Source organism: Treponema succinifaciens DSM 2489 (assembly GCF_000195275.1).
GTDB classification, from domain to species: domain Bacteria; phylum Spirochaetota; class Spirochaetia; order Treponematales; family Treponemataceae; genus Treponema_D; species Treponema_D succinifaciens.
Map to the genome: position 1 here is coordinate 2695270 of NC_015385.1, position 17296 is coordinate 2712565.

At 38.9% G+C, this 17296-nt stretch carries 17 protein-coding genes; 3 read left to right on the forward strand and 14 right to left on the reverse strand.

Annotation, left to right across the window (positions count from 1 at the left end; all coding sequences use genetic code 11):
• Positions 1-8: 8 nt before the first annotated feature.
• The 9 genes from TRESU_RS12910 to TRESU_RS12950 form a co-directional block, all read right to left on the reverse strand.
• Positions 9-1349 carry a tetratricopeptide repeat protein gene (locus tag TRESU_RS12910; protein WP_013702640.1) on the reverse strand — a complete coding sequence of 447 codons (1341 nt, stop codon included), beginning with the start codon at positions 1347-1349 and terminating at the stop codon, positions 9-11.
• 114 nt (positions 1350-1463) lie between these two features.
• A complete protein-coding gene (locus TRESU_RS12915; protein WP_013702641.1) occupies positions 1464-2636 on the reverse strand; it encodes a pyridoxal phosphate-dependent aminotransferase in 1173 nt (390 codons plus the stop codon).
• Positions 2637-3131: an Lrp/AsnC family transcriptional regulator gene (locus tag TRESU_RS12920; protein ID WP_013702642.1), complete on the reverse strand. Its 495-nt coding sequence runs from the start codon at positions 3129-3131 to the stop codon at positions 2637-2639. It abuts the gene before it with no gap.
• A gap of 27 nt (positions 3132-3158) precedes the next feature.
• Complete coding sequence (locus TRESU_RS12925) at positions 3159-3776, reverse strand: imidazoleglycerol-phosphate dehydratase (RefSeq protein WP_013702643.1); 618 nt, start codon at positions 3774-3776, stop codon at positions 3159-3161.
• A gap of 12 nt (positions 3777-3788) precedes the next feature.
• The gene (hisG, locus tag TRESU_RS12930) at positions 3789-4661 is read right to left on the reverse strand and encodes an ATP phosphoribosyltransferase (RefSeq protein ID WP_013702644.1); all 873 of its coding nucleotides are present in this window, start codon (positions 4659-4661) and stop codon (positions 3789-3791) included.
• 51 nt (positions 4662-4712) lie between these two features.
• Entirely contained in the window at positions 4713-5432 is a 720-nt protein-coding gene (rpiA, locus tag TRESU_RS12935; RefSeq protein ID WP_013702645.1) for a ribose-5-phosphate isomerase RpiA, read from the reverse strand.
• Positions 5432-6925, reverse strand: a complete 1494-nt coding sequence (locus TRESU_RS12940; RefSeq protein ID WP_013702646.1) for a type I 3-dehydroquinate dehydratase — start codon at positions 6923-6925, stop codon at positions 5432-5434. Before TRESU_RS12940 ends, rpiA begins: the two co-directional genes overlap by 1 nt.
• A gap of 1 nt (position 6926) precedes the next feature.
• Complete coding sequence (locus TRESU_RS12945; RefSeq protein WP_013702647.1) at positions 6927-9023, reverse strand: helicase-associated domain-containing protein; 2097 nt, start codon at positions 9021-9023, stop codon at positions 6927-6929.
• Positions 9020-10807, reverse strand: a complete 1788-nt coding sequence (locus TRESU_RS12950; protein ID WP_013702648.1) for a DNA repair helicase XPB — start codon at positions 10805-10807, stop codon at positions 9020-9022. The genes TRESU_RS12945 and TRESU_RS12950 overlap by 4 nt, the downstream gene beginning before the upstream one ends.
• A 494-nt stretch (positions 10808-11301) precedes the next feature.
• On the opposite strand from TRESU_RS12950, the gene TRESU_RS12955 reads away from it, so the two are divergent.
• Both TRESU_RS12955 and TRESU_RS12960 read left to right on the forward strand, forming a co-directional pair.
• Positions 11302-11844, forward strand: coding sequence for a ferritin family protein (locus TRESU_RS12955; protein WP_013702649.1), 543 nt, complete (start codon positions 11302-11304; stop codon positions 11842-11844).
• Positions 11845-11921: 77 nt separating this feature from the next.
• On the forward strand, positions 11922-12326 hold the full coding sequence (locus tag TRESU_RS12960; RefSeq protein WP_013702650.1) for a Fur family transcriptional regulator: 405 nt from the start codon (positions 11922-11924) through the stop codon (positions 12324-12326).
• Between the two features lie 2 nt (positions 12327-12328).
• On the opposite strand, the gene TRESU_RS12965 is transcribed toward TRESU_RS12960, so the two are convergent.
• From TRESU_RS12965 to TRESU_RS12980, 4 genes are all read right to left on the reverse strand, one after another.
• The gene (locus TRESU_RS12965) at positions 12329-12988 is read right to left on the reverse strand and encodes a PrsW family glutamic-type intramembrane protease (RefSeq protein ID WP_013702651.1); all 660 of its coding nucleotides are present in this window, start codon (positions 12986-12988) and stop codon (positions 12329-12331) included.
• A 1-nt stretch (position 12989) separates the two neighbouring features.
• Positions 12990-13592, reverse strand: coding sequence for a TetR/AcrR family transcriptional regulator (locus tag TRESU_RS12970; RefSeq protein ID WP_013702652.1), 603 nt, complete (start codon positions 13590-13592; stop codon positions 12990-12992).
• Between the two features lie 3 nt (positions 13593-13595).
• Positions 13596-14750: a THUMP domain-containing class I SAM-dependent RNA methyltransferase gene (locus TRESU_RS12975; RefSeq protein WP_013702653.1), complete on the reverse strand. Its 1155-nt coding sequence runs from the start codon at positions 14748-14750 to the stop codon at positions 13596-13598.
• 110 nt (positions 14751-14860) lie between these two features.
• Entirely contained in the window at positions 14861-16018 is a 1158-nt protein-coding gene (locus tag TRESU_RS12980; RefSeq protein WP_245535656.1) for an ISAs1 family transposase, read from the reverse strand.
• A 305-nt stretch (positions 16019-16323) separates the two neighbouring features.
• Between TRESU_RS12980 and TRESU_RS12985 the strand changes: the two genes are divergently transcribed.
• Positions 16324-16776 (forward strand): very short patch repair endonuclease, encoded by a 453-nt coding sequence (locus TRESU_RS12985; protein WP_013702654.1) that lies wholly within the window; start codon positions 16324-16326, stop codon positions 16774-16776.
• Positions 16777-16786: 10 nt separating this feature from the next.
• Here the strand turns inward: TRESU_RS12985 and TRESU_RS12990 are convergent, their stop codons facing one another.
• Positions 16787-17290, reverse strand: a complete 504-nt coding sequence (locus TRESU_RS12990) for a hypothetical protein (protein ID WP_013702655.1) — start codon at positions 17288-17290, stop codon at positions 16787-16789.
• Positions 17291-17296: the final 6 nt, after the last annotated feature.

Below are 17296 nucleotides of genomic sequence, written 5' to 3' on the forward strand. Positions count from 1 at the left end.
AGACATATTTAAATTGAAATCTGCTTTAATATTTTTGTAAGTTCTGTTTTTTCTATTAAATCGATTGGGCGGCCTTCAATATATTTTTTGCTTTCCTCTGAAAAAATTCCTGCGGAAACACAAAATCCGCGCTCAGCATTTACATCGCTCATGTGCTCATGGAATTCCCTGATGTAAATTTCGCCGACAGAACCTGTTGTCCTGAAAAATCTGAACAATACAACATCTTGCCAAGTTGCCGCAAAAATTTCAGTTAGAATATCAGTATAAAGCGAGTCGTTTTCTATATTTTGAATTTTTACGTTTGAATTTTTATATTTAGTCAAAATAAATTTACGGCAAAGCGTTACAAAATCGTTGCTATTTGCGGAAATATAAATCTGCAGGTTGTTGTTCTGGCTTAGCTCCTGGTAACGGTTTATAAGCGAATTTACATCCTTGTAATTCTGAACAGAATTTCGGATTGCCTTTAAAAGCGCAAGACCTTTTGCAATCTGATTCTTTTCAAAATAACAGCGGGCAAGGTTGTATTCAATTTCAACCCTTATATCAGAAGGCTCGTTTTCATGCTTAAGTCCGATTTCATAATCCTGAATTGCGGAATTCAAGTCATTTATTTTTGTATGAAAAATTCCGGCTCTAAGACAAGACCTTGCGCCGTAAACAGGATCAGCTCTAAGATGCATAAAAATTTTTATAGCACGGTCGCCGCGTCCTTCCTGAAACATCGCATCCGACATATTGAAAAGCGCTTCTTTATTTGAAGGATCCTCATCTAAAGCTTTTTTAAAGAAAGAAAGACATTCTCGGTATTTCTTGGCAAAATAAAGACTTTGTGCAAGCAAAAAATAAACGCCGGTAGATTCAGGTTTGGCAAGAATCGCTTTTTTAAACAAAGGCACGGATTTTTCATAAAGCTTTTGGTTGAACATTGCCTTGCCAAGGTAAAAATTATTTTCAAAGCTGACTGAATTTATTTTGTATGCGCTCACCAAAGCCTGAACTGCTTCTGGATTTTTTCCAAGTTGAAGCGCGCTGATTCCAAGCCGCAAAAAACATTCGCCTAAATTAACAAAACCAGACTTTGAATCAAGCTTTGAAAGGTCATTGTAAATCAAATATGCCTTGTCCCAAATCTGGCTCGAAAAATAAACATCGCCAAGCGGAATAAGACCCGCCGGATCATGCGGATTTTTCGCAAGTTTTTTGTTTGCTTCTTTTATAATCTGGGCTTTGTTTCTATTGCTAGTTTTTTTATCTTTGGTGCTGCCGCCGCCATTTTTTCCCATGAACAAAGTAAGAACGGCGACAAGAGCAATCATTATAACGCCAGCAATAAGATATGACATATTATAAAACCTTCCTTAACAAAATGAAATTATTTGAGGGAATTTCAAAAACTTTTATGAAGTCAAGAATTCCTCCATTTATTATTTATCGGAATTTCTTGCGGTTACCAAAATTTAATTTTTTCGGCATTCCTGAACAAAATCTGCAATTCTATCCAAAGCAACTTTAATTTTATCAATAGCGGTTGCATAGCAGCATCTTATGTGCCCTTCTCCTCCTGCGCCAAAAACGCTTCCCGGAACAACAGCGACATTATGCTTTTGAAAAAGCTTTGTAGCAAATTCTTCACTTGAAAGTCCTGTTGACGAAATGTCCGGGAACATATAAAAAGCTCCGGAAGGCTCAGGAACAGAAAGTCCCATATCACAAAACGCCTTGTACATCAAATTTCTTCGCTGCTGATAGCTTACACGCATTTTTTCAACTTCAGACCAGCCGTTGCGTAAACCTTCCGTAGCCGCATACTGACTGAAAATCGGGGCGCAAATTGTATTGTATCCGTGGAGCTTTACAATCTGAGCAAGAAGTTCCGCAGGAGCCGCAATATATCCGATTCGCCAGCCTGTCATTGCAAAAGATTTTGAAAATCCGTTAAGAATAATCGTGTAGTCTTTCATTTCAGGGAAAGAGCCGATTGAAACGTGTTCTGAGCCGTCATAAGCAAGCTCGCAGTAAATTTCATCGCTTATAACCCAAAGCTGATGTTTTTTTACAATTTCCGCAATTTTTTCAAGTTCATCTTTTGGAATCATAGTTCCAGTCGGATTGTTCGGGGAACAAATCATAACTGCTTTTGTTTTTGGAGTAACTGCTTTTTCAATTTGCTCTGCTGTCGGATAAAATCCATTCACGCTTGTATCAATTGGAACAACATTGACTTCACAAAGACGCGCCAAAGGAACATAATTTACGTAGCAAGGCTGGCAGACAATAATTTCATCTCCAGGATTAAGAATAGCACGCAAAGAAGCATCAACGCCTTCGCTTGCTCCAACTGTTATAAGAATTTCCTTCTGCGGATTATAATGCATATTGTATTTCTGCATATATTTTGAAATTTCTTCACGCAGCTCAAGCAAGCCCCAGTTTGAAGTGTAGCTTGTATGTCCCTTTTCAAGATGATAAAAAGCTTCCTCGCGAATACACCATGGAGTCGGAAAATCAGGCTCTCCAACAGAAAGCGAAATCACATCATCGTGTCCAATCAACATTTCAAAAAATTTTCGAATTCCGCTTGGAGGAGTCTGCACCATTGATGAACTGAATTTGTCTTCTCTTGTATTCATTTAAGCCATTGCTCCTTCCCGGCTGTCGGAATTTTCTTCTATATAAACAATGTCATTTTCTTTGTAAGTCTTTAAAATAAAATGGGTTTTTGTGGAGCGCACACCTTGAAGCGTAGAAAGTTTTCTTGCAACAAAAAGCGCCACTTCCTGCAAAGTTTCACCTTCAATTATTACTTTTAAATCATAGCCGCCGCTCATAAGATAAAGGGATTTTACTTGCGGAAACCTGTAAATTCTGTCGGCGATTCCGTCAAATCCATGCTCGCGTTCTGGCGTAACTTGAATTTCTATTTCCGCACAGACTTTTTCTTTTGCCTTGGAATCTTTTTCAGGATTTATAATTGCGGCATACTTCATAATAACGCCGTCATTTTCAAGCTGCTGGATAATCGACTTGACTTCTTCAACTGATTTCTTTGTCATCGCGGAAATATCTTCTACAGAAATACGCGCATTGTCACGCAGCAAATTTAAAATTTCTTCTGTGCTGTCCATTTTTTTACCTTCTATAAAAATAAAATTCTAAATCAGTCCTTTTGTGCTTGGAATTTCTCCGTTGCGTCTTGGATCAATTTCTACTGCCTGACGAATTGCCCTGGCTGCGGCTTTAAAAAGTCCTTCGATTTTATGATGATCGCTTCTTCCGCGGATTGTATCAAGATGCAAATTGCATTTTGCGCCGTTTACAAATCCCTGCCAAAAATCATCAAAGCAATCAGTTTGAAACGAAGAAGATTTTCCGTCCTGTCCAATTGAAACAAGCGGAATATTGGAAAGAGCCGCATTTACAACACAAAACGGACGTCCGCCAAAATCAACAGCAGCCTGCAAAAGACTTTCATCCATCGGATAAATTGAAAATCCACTTCTATAAATTCCAGCGCAGTTTCCCAAAGCAGAAGCAAAGCATTGTCCAAGAACAATTCCTGCGTCTTCTACAAGATGATGCTGGTCAACTTCCAAATCGCCTTTTAATTCTCCGCTCAAATCAAAAAGTCCATGCTTGCAAAAAGAATTCAGCATGTGGCCAAAAAAGCCTATTGGATTTTTTACAGAGCATTTTCCAGTTCCGTCAAGATTTAAAGAAAGCTCTATTTGTGTTTCACCAGTTATGCGTTTTATGCTTGCAGTTCTTTCCATTTGAAAAATTCCTTATGACATGACTTTTCTAAGTTCATATTCCAAAATGTCTGTAGCTCCAAATTCTTTGAGCTTTGGAAGAAGAACTGGAACTTCACTTTTTTTAACAGCAGTTTTTACAGCATATCCCGAATCACCAAAAAGAGGGCTTACGGTCGGGCTTCTCATAGACGGAATTGCCTTTACAAGCGTGTCAAATTTTTCCTTGGAAACATTCATCTCAAGCATGACACGGTCGCGCGCATCAAGAACCGCAGAAAAAAGCATTTTAAGTTCAAGAATTTTTTGTTTTTTTTCCGGGTCAGCCATCGCTTCTTTTGACGCATACATTCTTGTAGAACTTTCCATGAGAGTGTCCACAATTTTTAAACGGTTCGCCTTTAAAGAAGAGCCTGTGCTTGTATTATCAATAAGAATCTGCGCAATTGAATCTTCTGTGTTCTGAACAAATCCTTCGCTTGTTCCCCAAGTACGGAAAATTGTTCCGTTGATTTTTTTTGCTTCAACCCATTTTTTACTTAGATTCTGGTATTCAGTTGCAATTGTAACATTTTTCTTTGCAAGCTCTTCATAGTCAAAATCTTCTGGAATCGCGGCAACGACACGGACTGGATCAAATCCCAAATCCATTATTTCAACAAGCGAATCTTCAACGCCATTTTCAAAAACCCAGTCTTTCCCAGAAAAAGCAATATCCGCTTTATTTGCCGCAAGAAGAACACTCGCAATCTGAGGTTTTACAACTTGAAACGCAAGATCTTTTTGATTTGTTATAGGAAAATATGTCCTGTCTGGAAGCTTTAAAGAAATTCCAACATCACTTAAAAGCTCATATACAGATTCGTAAATTCTTCCTTTTGCCAATAAAATTTTTAATTTTTCCATAATACACAATTATAAATTGAAGTCGCCTCTAAATTCAAGTTGCAGAGTAAACTAGCGGCGCTCAACAGTTCCGTCAGATTTTGCAATAAAAACTTCTGGCTTTATCTTTGTAAAAAATCCGCATTCAACAACACCGATTATTCCATCGATTTTTTCTTCCATTTCATGCGGATTAACCGGAGACTTCCATTTGCAGTCCAAGATTAGATTTCCGTTGTCTGTAATTACAGGACCGGCTTTTTTTACACCTTCACGCAGCACACATTCCGCGCCAAGTTTTTCCAAAGCTTTAATTACGGGAACACGGGCTTCTGCTATAATTTCAACAGGAAGAGCAAAACCAGTTCCAAGGCTTTTTACATCTTTTGAAGAATCCGCAACAATTGCAAAGTTTGATGAATTATATGCAATGATTTTTTCACGGAGCAATGCCGCGCCGCCGCCTTTTATAAGATTGTTATCTGGATCAATTTCGTCCGCGCCGTCAATTGCAAGGTCAAGAGTTCCATTTATTGCTCTGTCATTCAATGTGTAAACTGGAATTCCAAGTTCCTCGCAGGCCAATGTAGTCTGAAAACTTGTTGCAACGGCTTTTATATCTTTTAAAGTTCCGTCTTCAATTCTCTGCGCAAGTCTTTTTACAGCCGGCATTGCAGTAGAGCCAGTTCCAAGTCCGATTTTCATTCCGCTGAAAATTTTTCCTTCTTTGATTAAAGAATCAATTGCTGTTGTCGCGGCTAAAATTTTTTGTCCGTCTTTAGAAATACCCATCAGTATTCAACTCCTGTATATAATTCAAATTGCCTATATCCCTGATAAAGAAGCATACTGAATCCATTGCAGATTTTGCAGCCAGCCTCTCTTGCGCGCACCATTATCGGAGTAGCTTTCGGCATATAAATTATGTCGAACAAAGCTTCCTTTCCTGTAAAGTCATAAAAATAAAGCGGATCATTTTCTGGATTAGAAGGTTCTTCGCAATGCATTCCTTTTGATGTGGTCTGAATAATCACGTCTGAATATTTTCTAATCGTGGAAACTGATTCAAAATTCAACGGAGCATATTTAAAATCGTATTTTTCAGCAAGTTCTTTTGCCTTTGACAAAGTGCGGTTAAAAATGCAGGCTTTTCCGCCGGAATTATAAACTGCATACGCAATTGCTTTTGCAGCTCCGCCAGCTCCAATTATAGAAATTTTTTTATGCTTTAGATTTTTTAAATTCAAAAATTCAAGCAAAGCTTTTAAAAATCCTTCCGCATCAGTATTGTACGCAAGCCATTTTCCGTCTTTTTTTATCAATGTATTGCTTGAGCCTATTTCAAGCGCGGCATTGTCCACAAAATCAGCCCTTGCAAGAGCAGCTTCCTTATGCGGAACAGTTACAGAAAGTCCCTGCACTCCGACTTGCTCAGAAAAATCAATTGCCTGCTCAAATTTTTCAGCTGGAAAAGGAATATAAACGGCATTCATTCCATGGCGGCAATATCCTGTATTATGAAGCTCAGGACTTGAAGTTCCAGAAAGCGGCCAGCCGGTAATTCCAAAAATTTTAGTTGATTCATTTATAGATTTTGTTCTGTAAAGTCCGCCAAGTTTTACAGCATCCAAATGGGCAATATTTGAAGTATTTTGAATGGATTCCGGCGCGGAAGTATATGTCAAAAAATTTTTCAGCTTTGCGCCAAGAACTCTAGTTGGAATTCCCATTGTTCCCATCGCAAGCATAATATGGTTGTTTCCAGAAATTTTAGAAGCCTGCTCAAAAAGATTTGTAACATCGTCAAGACTGTGCGGCATAAATGCAATTTTTGGAATTTCAAGTCCAGAAGGATTCAGTTCCTTAAGACGCTCCAAAATATTTCTTACCGGATTTTTCATGTCATGGAAACTTCGGATTACTTTTGTTTCAAAGGCAAGAGTCGCATCTTCAAGACTTGAAATATGAAAATCTTCCTCAAAATCAACATAGGCAAAATTTTTAGTTTTATCTTCATCGGCAAAAGAAAGCGCGCGGGCAAAAAGAATTGTGCGGGCAGATTCTCCTTCTACAAATTTTCCACCGTCTATTTCACGCCTGATTGTCAAAATGCACGGCAAACCAGCCATTGAAGGAAACCGTCTTGCATAAAGCCGCTCATCCTGATTCAAAAAATCAACACGCAGCTCCGCCATGTCAACATAACTTCTATATTTGTTAAGAAGCTCCAAGTCTTCTGCAAGAGTTTTTCCTGTCAGCGTAAGACAAATTTTTGGCGATTCCATTTCAAGACTCCTTTGCAACTAAATTTAAAAATGAAGCCGAGCTTCTGATTTTTTTTACTTTTGAAATCAAGGCAATTGAAATTTCGTATTCTTCAACTGAATTTGTTTCAGGATTTTTGCAAACTAAAAAAAGAATCTGATTTTTTACAACAGCCCTTGGAACGCCTATTAAAATTTCTTTTGTCGTAGACATTTCAATCTCAACCAAATCTTCATTTTGAACTGCGCTTTCCAAAACCCTGAGCTTTCCGGTGAAATTCATTCCGCTTGCCTCGGTAAGCTCAAACTTAACGCTTTCAGGCCTAAGCTGAGCCGAAGACAAAACCACGCGCCGTTTTATCCGCTCCTCAAGTCCTTCTTTTTGCTCTGCAGAAGCTGAAATATTTTCAAGCTGATTTTTCAAATCCTCAAGAATTTTAGAAACTTCTTTTTTTGAACCAGAAATCATAGAATTTTCTATAGGCAAAATTTCGGAAGAGCAAGCCAGAATTTTAGAATCAAAATCAATTTCTGGAAATCCCAAAGCAGGCGCAGTTTTTTTCGTGGATTTTACATTTCCAACAAAATCAAGTCCAAGGCGCTCAACGCAATTTTTTGCCTGTTCATCGGATGAAAAATTCATCAGAAAAATTCCCGGCGACAAAATTTCAATGATATACGATGAAAGTTTCTTTTCAATTACAATAGAATTTTCAGGACAAATTTTTAAAACATAGCCTTTGTAAAGCGCGGCTGAATTATAAGAATCCGCCCATTCATCAAGCGAAACCAAAAGATTCTGCGGAATTTCATAATGCGAATATTTTTTCAAAATTGAGGAAATCTGATCTTTCGTCATATCAAAATCAAAAGCTTTTAAAACAGACTGGCGCGTAATTTCAAAAACAGCAGCAGTATCACATTTTTTTGGACAAAGAAATTTTATAAGCGGAACAAGATCCGAAAGCAAAAATCCCGGCAAAACTATAACTGAAAAACCTGCATCAATGCTCAAAGAGCCTTGCGATTTATTTTCTTCAAAAATTTGATTCACACGGATGAATTCATTTTCGCCCTCAGAAAGAGAATCGACAATTCCAAGCTCAATCGCGCAGTCAAGCATCGCATCCAAAAACTTTGAATCAACAGAAGAATTTTCCGCGGAAGAACCAAACGCAACAATTCTTGAAAAACGGCTGAAAGAATTTTCTGAATAGCGGGAATTTTTATCTTTCAGCAAAAAAACAATCTGAATAATTTTCTGCCTTGTGTAAACTTCCTGCTTTAAAAATGAAAGTGTCTTGAAAAAAATTTCCGCGCTAGACAAAATCATGCTTCGGGAAAAGGAACCTGTGCAAGCAGCGCAAATATAAGCAACCTGATTCCCAAAAGTCAAATTCGAGAAAAGCTCAAGCCTCTGCCAGTCAACAAAAAATCCTTTGCCTTCAGAATCTTCCTGGACAAGATGAAGATTTTTGAGAGCTTTAAAAAGTGTTTCAAAAAATTCCTTGTTGAAATTCTCCTGAAAAATTTCAGCCAAGTCAGAAGACGCTTTCTTTTTAAGTTCCCCGTTGTTTTTGCAAATATCAGGATGGCTTGAAATATAGCAGATAAAAACCGCAAGAAGATCAGAAGAAATTTTTAGTCGGCGCTCAGGAAATTTTTTTTCGTTTTCTGGACTTATCAAATTTTGCAAATTCAACAAGCCGCTCAAATCATCTTCAAGATACGGATTTATTTTTATTAAATTCTTTTCATTTTTTACATGGACAGAAAAAATCAAAAGACGTTCTTCAAGGCTTGCAACTGCGCTGTAAAAATCTCCCTGCTGAATTGAAGATGAAAAAAATTTTTCAAGTTTTTCAATGTCAGGCTCGTTTAAAAATTTTATCGCTGTAAGAATTTTTATATCAGTGCCGTCAAGAAATTTTACAATTGAATCCCTGGTTTCTTTTTTGCGCAGAAAAGCTCCTATTTCTTCCGCCAGCTTTTGCTTGTTGTAAGGAGTCTTTACTTCTCCAAGATAAATACGTACCAACTCGAAAAAAAATTTGTCCGGCAAAGTGCAAAAACTTTCACGCCATTGAATTATCTTTTGAACTTTTGCATCTAAATTCATTGGCCACATCCTTCGATTTGAATCGGAACTTCAAGGTCATCAAAACTTTTTTCATTTTCGTAGCGGACAATTCTATAGGAATATCCTTGCTCTGCTAAAAATTTTTGTCGGTTGCTTCCAAAATCTTCTTCAACTGTTCCGCGCGTAATCAAAGTAAAAAATCTTGAAGTTCTTTCTTTTGGACGAAGAATTCTTCCAAGCCGCTGAGCTTCTTCCTGCCTTGAACCGAAAGTTCCGCTCACTTGAATTGCCACGCTCGCGTCCGGCAAATCGATTGCAAAATTCGCAACCTTGCTGACAACAAGCACACGTATTTTTCCGCTTCGAAAATCGTCATAAATTATATCACGTTCGGAGTTTTTTGTTTTGCCGGTAATAATCGGAACATTCAAAAGCTTGGCAATAATTTCAAGATGAGTTAAAAACTGCCCGATTATAAGAATTTTGTCATCCTTGAATTTTTCAACAAGCTCCTGAACAATTTTATTCTTCAAAGGATTTTCACTTGCAATTCTGTGCTTTTCTCTGTTGGCCGCAACTGCATATTCAATTTCTTTATTTTCAGGAAGTCCAAGGCGAACTTCAATACATTCAGCCTTTGCAATCCACTTTGCTTTTTCAAGCTCTTTCCAAGGAACATCATATCTTTTTGGACCAACCAAAGAAAAAACATTGCCCTCGCAACCATCTTCACGCACAAGAGTCGCAGTCAGACCGACACGCCGCACAGCCTGAAGTTCTGCCGCAACTCTAAAAACAGGAGCCGGAATCATGTGGACTTCGTCGTAAATAACAAGCCCCCAGTTGTTCTGCCTGAAAAGTGAAAAATGCGGATACGGGCCGTTTTTGTCAGGACGCCAAGTAAGAATCTGATAAGTGGCAACCGTTACTGGTTTTATAGTTTTATTTTCTCCAGTATATTCCGCAATCTGGCTTGCATCCAAATCAGTTTTATCAATAAGCTCGTCTATCCACTGATGAACAGCTGTAATATTTGTAGTTACAATAAGCGTATTTGTCTTTAAAAGGCTCATTATTTCCATGCCGACAATCGTTTTGCCCGCGCCGCAAGGAAGAACAATCGTGCCGAATCCAGTTCCCGGACCTTTGTTTCCAACAAGCGCATTTGCAGCAGCTTTCTGATATTCACGCACTTCAAAAGACCGTCCGCTAAAAGTTGTTTTCCGCAGATTTATTTCAAGAGGAAATCCGTCCTGAAGAGGAACATCATCTTTTACAGGCCAGCCAATCTTTAATAGATTCTGCTTAATAATTCCGCGGTCAGTAAGCAAAAGTTTAAAGCAAAACGTTTTTTCTTTTTCTGAAAGTCCTGCTGAAAATTCTTCTGCACATTCGCACGGAACAAGAAATTTTCTGGCAAAAGCATTAGCTTCAATCTGCTTAAAAACATACGGAGAATTTGAAACAAGATAAAGATATTCTTCTTTTATTCCGTCTGAATTTTCCACGGAAGGCCCCTGAACCAGCCTGAGTTTTCCAAAACGCCCGGAAGTTTCTTCAATCCAAACAACAACGCTCTGCGGAATTTCATAACGTGAAAATTTTTTTAAAACCTCAACCGCCTGTTCGCCTGTAAATCCTGAGCTTTCAGCGTTCCACAATGAAAGAGATGAAATTTGATATGTATGCAAATGTTCAGGAGAGCGCACAAGTTCCGCAAAAGGAATCAAGGCAGCCCTGCATTCTTCGGCAAGAGGCGCATGGACATCAAGCAAAAGCGTTCTGTCAGACTGAACAATCAAAGGATTTTCGCTTTCAGGCATATCACTGCATTATATAATGAATCAGCAAGGCTTACAATATTTTACGGCAAAGCACACAGAGCAAACGCATTATAAAGTATTCAACATAAAACTGGCTCCCAGACACGGTTTCCTGGTTCAAAATCGCACAATAATGCGCTACACGCTGATTGTTGCAAAGTAACTATAGAATTGCCCGCTCATGCGGCCGCAACAATCAGAGTGTTTTTGCCCTCACGAACCGTTCCTTCGCGCAAACTTTACTTAAATCATTTATAATGAGTTTGCCCTTGCAAAGCACATAAAATAAAAAACCAGCCTGCCAACGACAAACCGGCTTTTTGAGGAGAGTCTATCTATGAAAAACAACAAGAGTTTTCCGACATTTTTATTTTAAGATCGGAAATTAAATTTGTCAAATTTTTGTTGACAAAACAAATTTATTATAATAATATTATTATTGTAATAAATACAAATTTACAAATAATCAAGTGTAAGGAACTTAGGAGGTTATTATGAAAAAATGGGTTTGCAAAGTATGCGGATATGTTCACACAGGAGACAATGCGCCGGAAGAGTGTCCAGTTTGCCATGCAAAAAATGCTTTCAATGAAATGGTTGAAACGAAAGGATTTGCCTGCGAGCATCAAGTTGGTTCTGCAAAAGGCTTGGACGAAGAAGTTGTAAAAGGACTCCGTGAAAATTTCGCCGGTGAATGCTCAGAAGTCGGCATGTATCTTGCAATGTCCCGCCAGGCAGACCGCGAAGGCTATCCGGAAATTGCAGAGGCATACAAACGCTATGCTTTTGAAGAAGCCGAGCACGCAGCAAAATTCGCCGAGCTTCTTGGGGAAGTTCTTACTGATTCAACAAAGAAAAATGTCCAGATGAGAGCCGATGCAGAAGCAGGAGCTTGCGAAGGAAAACTTCAACTTGCAAAACGCGCAAAGGAACTTGGCTACGACGCAATTCACGACACAGTGCATGAAATGGCAAAAGATGAAGCGCGCCACGGAGCAGGATTCAAGGGAATAATGCAGCGTTATTTCAGCAAATAAAATAAAAAACACTGTGCTTTGAAAACATTTTCATTGCATGGTGTTTTTTAAATTCCAAAAAGTTTCAAGAGAAAAAAATGAACCACGAACAAATCGCAGCAAAACTAGAAGAAAAAAATATCCGGCCGTCAGTTCAAAGAATGGCAATTTACAACTTTCTTGCGGAAAATCCAGTGCATCCGACCGTTGACACAATTTACACAGCACTTTCTCCGCAAATGCCAACATTATCTCGAACAACAGTTTACAACACTCTTAGGCAATTTTCTGAATGCGGACTCGTGCAGACAATTACAATTGAAGACGGCGAACTTAGATATGATGCGGACACTTCAAATCATCTGCACTTTAAATGTATAAAATGTGGAAAAATCTACGACATTTTTAAGCCAGTCGAACTTCCGCCACAGTTTTTGCAAGACGGATTCAAAGCGGAAAAAATTCAAACCAACATCTGGGGAATTTGCAAAGACTGCTCTTAATTCTACCGAAAAAGAATCAGCCCTTCCGGATTCATTGCCCTGTAACGAATCCGGCATTCCACAACAGCAACCAAAACTACAACAAGCGAAAACCAAAAGAACATGCTGTCCATTTTAAATCCAGCAAAATAATTGTAAATTCCGTGCAGAAAAACCGCCAGAACAAACGGATAAATTTTAAGGCTTCCATTCTTTAAGTTAAAAACAAAAAGCCCCGAAAGTCCTGCGCAGCAAGAATGAATAACAACCGCAGTCAAAAGCCTAAGCTCAAGATTTTTTATTCCAGAAGCAATGTAAATTAAAGTTTCAAAGCAGCCAAGCGAAAGTCCGCTCAAAACGGCGCAGGCAAAAAAAACTTTCATTGACATTTTCTTTGAAGGAAAAATAAAAAACACCGCCATTTTTATAGTTTCCTCAACAACGCCATTCACAAGAATGCTTTTAATCAAAACAGAAAAAAGAGAATGCAAATTAATCAACCCGGAAGTTTCCATGAAAAACTGAATTGCATAAATCGGAACAACGGCAAAAAGTCCGCAGAAAACAGCAACAAATCCAAAGCCAAGCTTGAATTCTTTTATAAGAACAACCATGCAAGCCAATGCCGCCAAAACAGGAATTGTGCAAATTAAAAATGCTGGAATCAAACCTGTAAAATTCATTTTATTTTTTCTCCGTCCTGAACTGCTCTATTACAAACTGAACCGTTCCGCGCATTTCATCAAGATTTTCCTGATTAAGAATTCCAAGGCGGAAAATTGAAGTTTCCAAAAGGCAGTAAAGCAAGCTGTTAATTTCTTTTATCGGAAGATTTTTTATTTCATCTTTTTTTTGTCCGCGGATTAAAACCATATTCATCAAATGCTGAATCCGGATAACGCGCCTTGTTACACGGTCGTTTATATCCACGCCGCTTTTTTCGAGCTGCATAAGATACATTTTTAAAACACGGAAAAATGCCCGGTTGCTTTCCGCAATATCGATTATGCACAAAAAAATCCGCTTAAGGCATTCTATTGAATCAATCTGGTTGTTTTTTATAATTCCAATAAGCTCCTGCTCAACATCGTTTGTAAGCTGCTTTATGCTCCACAAAAAAATTTCACGCTTGTTTTTAAAATAGATATAAAGAGTTGTACGAGTAATTCCGCATTTGTCTGCGATTTTCTGATAAGTAACATCTTCGTATCCATCTTCTATAAAAAGCTGAAATGACTTTTCAAGAATTTCCCTTTTGCGCTTTTCGTGCTCAACAACAATCGCCATATTTTACCTGTAAATATAAAAAGAAGTGTCCAGATTTCCAGCTTTTAAAGACTTTACCGCAGAAGCTTTTTTCCCAAAACAATTCTCAAAAGACTTTTGGCTTGTAATAACACCAATATGCCAGTTTTCAAAATTTGAAATCAAGCTGCCCATTTTTCTGTAAAGACTTTCAGCCTGAAATTCATCGCCCAAGCGTTCGCCGTAAGGAGGATTGCAAAGTATAAGTCCGTTTTCAAATTCTGAATGCAAATTTTCAAAGTCGCTTACAAAAAATTCAGGACGCTCAATGCGCATATCGCTTCCAATCAGCTGCAAGGCTCTTCCTGCCATTGTGCAAGCATGTTCAGCATTCAGTTTTGCACGGTCGATTGCAAACGGATCTATGTCGCTTCCGGCAATGTGGCATTCAACATCTGTGCGGATTTTTGAGGCTTCTTCTTTTTTTATTTCAAGAGCGCGGGAAGAATCATATATAGAAAGATTTTCATAGGCAAAATTTCTTCCAAGCCCAGGAGCAACATTGTGGGCATAAAGAGTAGCTTCTATTGCAATCGTTCCGCTTCCGCAAAAAGGATCATGCAAAGGAGTTTTTCTGCGCCACATCATTTCCTGCAAAAGAACCGCAGCAGTTGTTTCCCGCAACGGAGCTGCGCCGCCTTCAGTTCTGTAGCCGCGCTTATGCAAAGCCTGCCCGCTTGTATCAAGCAAAATCACAGCTTCGTCCCGCTCCATGTAAACACGCACATCCGCTTGATTTCCAGATTCCGGCAAAGAATTCATGCGCCAAATATCTCCAAGCTTTGTATAAATTGCCTTTTGAATCATTCCCTGAATCGTATGCTCGCTGTTAATCCGGCTTTTGTAAACACGGACTTTATCTACAACAACACGAACATCTTTTCTAAAAAAATCCTGCCAGTCGATTCTATAGCAACCTTCAAAAAGGGAATCAAAATTGTCTGCTTTGTAACGAGCCATCTGAAGATAAACTCTGTCGCTCGTCCTAAGACAAAAATTTGAGCGGTACAAAGCATCATTGTCGCCTAAAAACGAAACACGGCCAGGAGCATTTCCTGCAAGAGCATAGCCCAAATGTTTTATTTCATTTCCAAGGATTTTTTCCGCGCCAACTGCGCAAAGAGCAACAAAAGTATTCATAAATGACATTTTAACATTTTATGTTCAATTGCACAAGAAAACATACAGGTTGAATCAGGGCAAACGCATGTAAAAACACTTTCTGATAAAATTACAGAAAGTGTGAAATTTTAAAGGAGCCTTAAAACCGTTTGGCGGAACTGGCGGTTTTCCCGAAACCAGATCGTGCGCTTGCTTAAACTGTCCTGTTTTTTATTCTCCGGTTTTTCTGCTTGGCGTAAGATATTTAATGCAAGCCGGCGCATAACTGTCATGTTTTCCGGACTATGATCCTTTCGGTGCCTTTTGTAGTCCTCATTGAAAGTCATATCAAGACACCAGTGAAGGCGGTTTTCAATTCCCCAGTGTAGTCGAATTGATTTTTTCACAAGTTCAATGTTATCAAGTGAAGTTAGAAAAAACCTGATGTCTGTGGAAGTTTTTCCATTTACAGTCCGTTCTTCCCGTGCCATGGCAACAGCCTTAAGTCCCGGCCACTCATCTTTATTCTCCAGCCACGACAGGTTCGTGCACAGGTAATACTGCCTGTTTTCAATTCGTCCATGGTCAGGATTACATTCCTTTTCGCTTTTTATAACTCCGTATTTTGCAAGCTCCTTTTCATCCATAGAGAAAAAGTCTTTTACGGCTTCGTGTGTCGTGCTTTGATTTCCTTTCAAAGAAAGAACATAGTCTGCTTTTTTTTCCTTAATTTTCTCGCAGATTTTTTTCTGGCAGCCCATTGCATCGATTGTGATTATCATTCCCCTTATATCAATCAGTTCCAGAAGCTCAGGAATTGCAGTGATTTCATTTGACTTTTCATCTGTCTTTACCTGCCCAAGAATGAGGGACAGTTCATCTGCCCATGCACTTACAATGTGAATTCCCTTTGCTCCCGTGACCTTGTTTGAGCCGCACATCGTCTTTCCGTCGATGGCAACAATTGTTCTGTCCGGTTCAATTTTTACTTTTTCGTAAATTCCATGAGCCCACTTTATAAAAACTTTCTCGATTTTATCTGCGTTCACATTTCTGAAAACCCGGAGAATTGTGTCGGCACTTGGCGGACCGAACTCAAACTTCACCAGCCCCTTGATGGACTCTTCCGCTTCCTCCGCCCATTCAGCTATGTGCTCAATGTCCTTGATGCCGCTTAGCAGCCCGAACAAAACCAGCAGGAAAATATCAGCCAGTTCAAACTTCCTGCACCTTTTTACTCTAAAATCGTCTATTTCTTCCAGACTTTCTCTTAAAAGCATAATTCCACCCAAGGGGAATTTTACCATTTTGTGCATTTTTTAAATAGTAGTTTAGAGATTTAAACAAAAAATTTTTACATGCGTTTGCCCTGACAGGCATATCAGGGCAAACGTATTATAAATGTATTCAGCATAAAACTGGCTCCCAGGCACGGTTTCGTGGTTCAAAATCGCGCAATAATGCGCTACACGCTGACTGTTGCAAAGTGACTATAGAATTGCCCGCTCATGCGGTCGCAATAATCAGAGTGTTTTTCCACAGGAACCGTTCCTTCGCGCAAACTTTACTTAAATCGGTTGCATTTTTATCTTGGCAAAATTAAGATACAGAAATGGACACATTGAGCACAGAACAAAGAAGCCTGAACATGGCAAAAATCCACAGCAAGGACACAAAGCCCGAAGTCTTTTTAAGAAGCGCGCTCCACAAAGCCGGATTCAGATTCAGAAAAAACGACAAGCGGTACTTGGGAACGCCGGACATTTTTCTTCCGCATTACAACGCAGTTATTTTTATACACGGATGCTTCTGGCACGGACACAGGAACTGCCGGCTTTTCAGGCTGCCAAAAACAAATGTTGAATTCTGGAAAAATAAAATTGAAAGGAACATTGCGCGCGACAAAAAAGTAATTTCAGCCTATCTTGACAACTGCTACAGAGTCGCTGTTGTCTGGGAATGTTCAATAACAGGAAAACAAAAGGAGCAAAAACTTTCAAAAGTGACGGAAGAAATTTCCCTGTGGCTTGAAGAAGATTTGACCGAAAACTACAGGGAATTCTGAAATTTTTATTTCAGTCCAGACCAAAATATTTGAGCCATCCGTTTCTGTTTTGGGCGTTTATCGCGGAAGAAATTCCCACATGACACATTACATGGCGGAACTGCCCAAGAATCAGCTCAAGCCGTGTGAATTCGCAACCATCTAGTTTTTCTGAAAGCATTTTATCCGAAAGTTTTGCAAGATAGATTCGGATTTTTTGAGCAACCGACACTGCATATTTTTCCAAATTTTCACGAGAAATAACAACGCCCGGCGCGGCATCAAAACCCTGACGGTAACTTGAAATGACACTAAGATTTTCAGCGACACCGCCAGAAGAATTTTCATCATATTTGTATTCCGCAGGGTTCACAAACCACTTGTCGAGCGAATGCAGTGTATGGAAAATAAAGCGCGATGCATTCAAACCGTCAAATTCAGCCTCAAGATTTGCGGACTGAACAACAGAATTTATATTCTTCAAAAGAATTTCGGTCTGTTCAGCAATAATTTTTGAAAGCAGATTTTCAGACATTTATGT

Bases quoted from the DNA above. Each gene is read 5' to 3' on its own strand.
- TRESU_RS12910 (WP_013702640.1), bottom strand. From the start codon at position 1,349: ATGTCATATCTTATTGCTGGCGTTATAATGATTGCTCTTGTCGCCGTT.
- TRESU_RS12915 (WP_013702641.1), bottom strand. From the start codon at position 2,636: ATGAATACAAGAGAAGACAAATTCAGTTCATCAATGGTGCAGACTCCT.
- TRESU_RS12920 (WP_013702642.1), bottom strand. From the start codon at position 3,131: ATGGACAGCACAGAAGAAATTTTAAATTTGCTGCGTGACAATGCGCGT.
- TRESU_RS12925 (WP_013702643.1), bottom strand. From the start codon at position 3,776: ATGGAAAGAACTGCAAGCATAAAACGCATAACTGGTGAAACACAAATA.
- hisG (WP_013702644.1), bottom strand. From the start codon at position 4,661: ATGGAAAAATTAAAAATTTTATTGGCAAAAGGAAGAATTTACGAATCT.
- rpiA (WP_013702645.1), bottom strand. From the start codon at position 5,432: ATGGGTATTTCTAAAGACGGACAAAAAATTTTAGCCGCGACAACAGCA.
- TRESU_RS12940 (WP_013702646.1), bottom strand. From the start codon at position 6,925: ATGGAATCGCCAAAAATTTGTCTTACGCTGACAGGAAAAACTCTTGCA.
- TRESU_RS12945 (WP_013702647.1), bottom strand. From the start codon at position 9,023: ATGAATTTAGATGCAAAAGTTCAAAAGATAATTCAATGGCGTGAAAGT.
- TRESU_RS12950 (WP_013702648.1), bottom strand. From the start codon at position 10,807: ATGCCTGAAAGCGAAAATCCTTTGATTGTTCAGTCTGACAGAACGCTT.
- TRESU_RS12955 (WP_013702649.1), top strand. From the start codon at position 11,302: ATGAAAAAATGGGTTTGCAAAGTATGCGGATATGTTCACACAGGAGAC.
- TRESU_RS12960 (WP_013702650.1), top strand. From the start codon at position 11,922: ATGAACCACGAACAAATCGCAGCAAAACTAGAAGAAAAAAATATCCGG.
- TRESU_RS12965 (WP_013702651.1), bottom strand. From the start codon at position 12,988: ATGAATTTTACAGGTTTGATTCCAGCATTTTTAATTTGCACAATTCCT.
- TRESU_RS12970 (WP_013702652.1), bottom strand. From the start codon at position 13,592: ATGGCGATTGTTGTTGAGCACGAAAAGCGCAAAAGGGAAATTCTTGAA.
- TRESU_RS12975 (WP_013702653.1), bottom strand. From the start codon at position 14,750: ATGAATACTTTTGTTGCTCTTTGCGCAGTTGGCGCGGAAAAAATCCTT.
- TRESU_RS12980 (WP_245535656.1), bottom strand. From the start codon at position 16,018: ATGGTAAAATTCCCCTTGGGTGGAATTATGCTTTTAAGAGAAAGTCTG.
- TRESU_RS12985 (WP_013702654.1), top strand. From the start codon at position 16,324: ATGGACACATTGAGCACAGAACAAAGAAGCCTGAACATGGCAAAAATC.
- TRESU_RS12990 (WP_013702655.1), bottom strand. From the start codon at position 17,290: ATGTCTGAAAATCTGCTTTCAAAAATTATTGCTGAACAGACCGAAATT.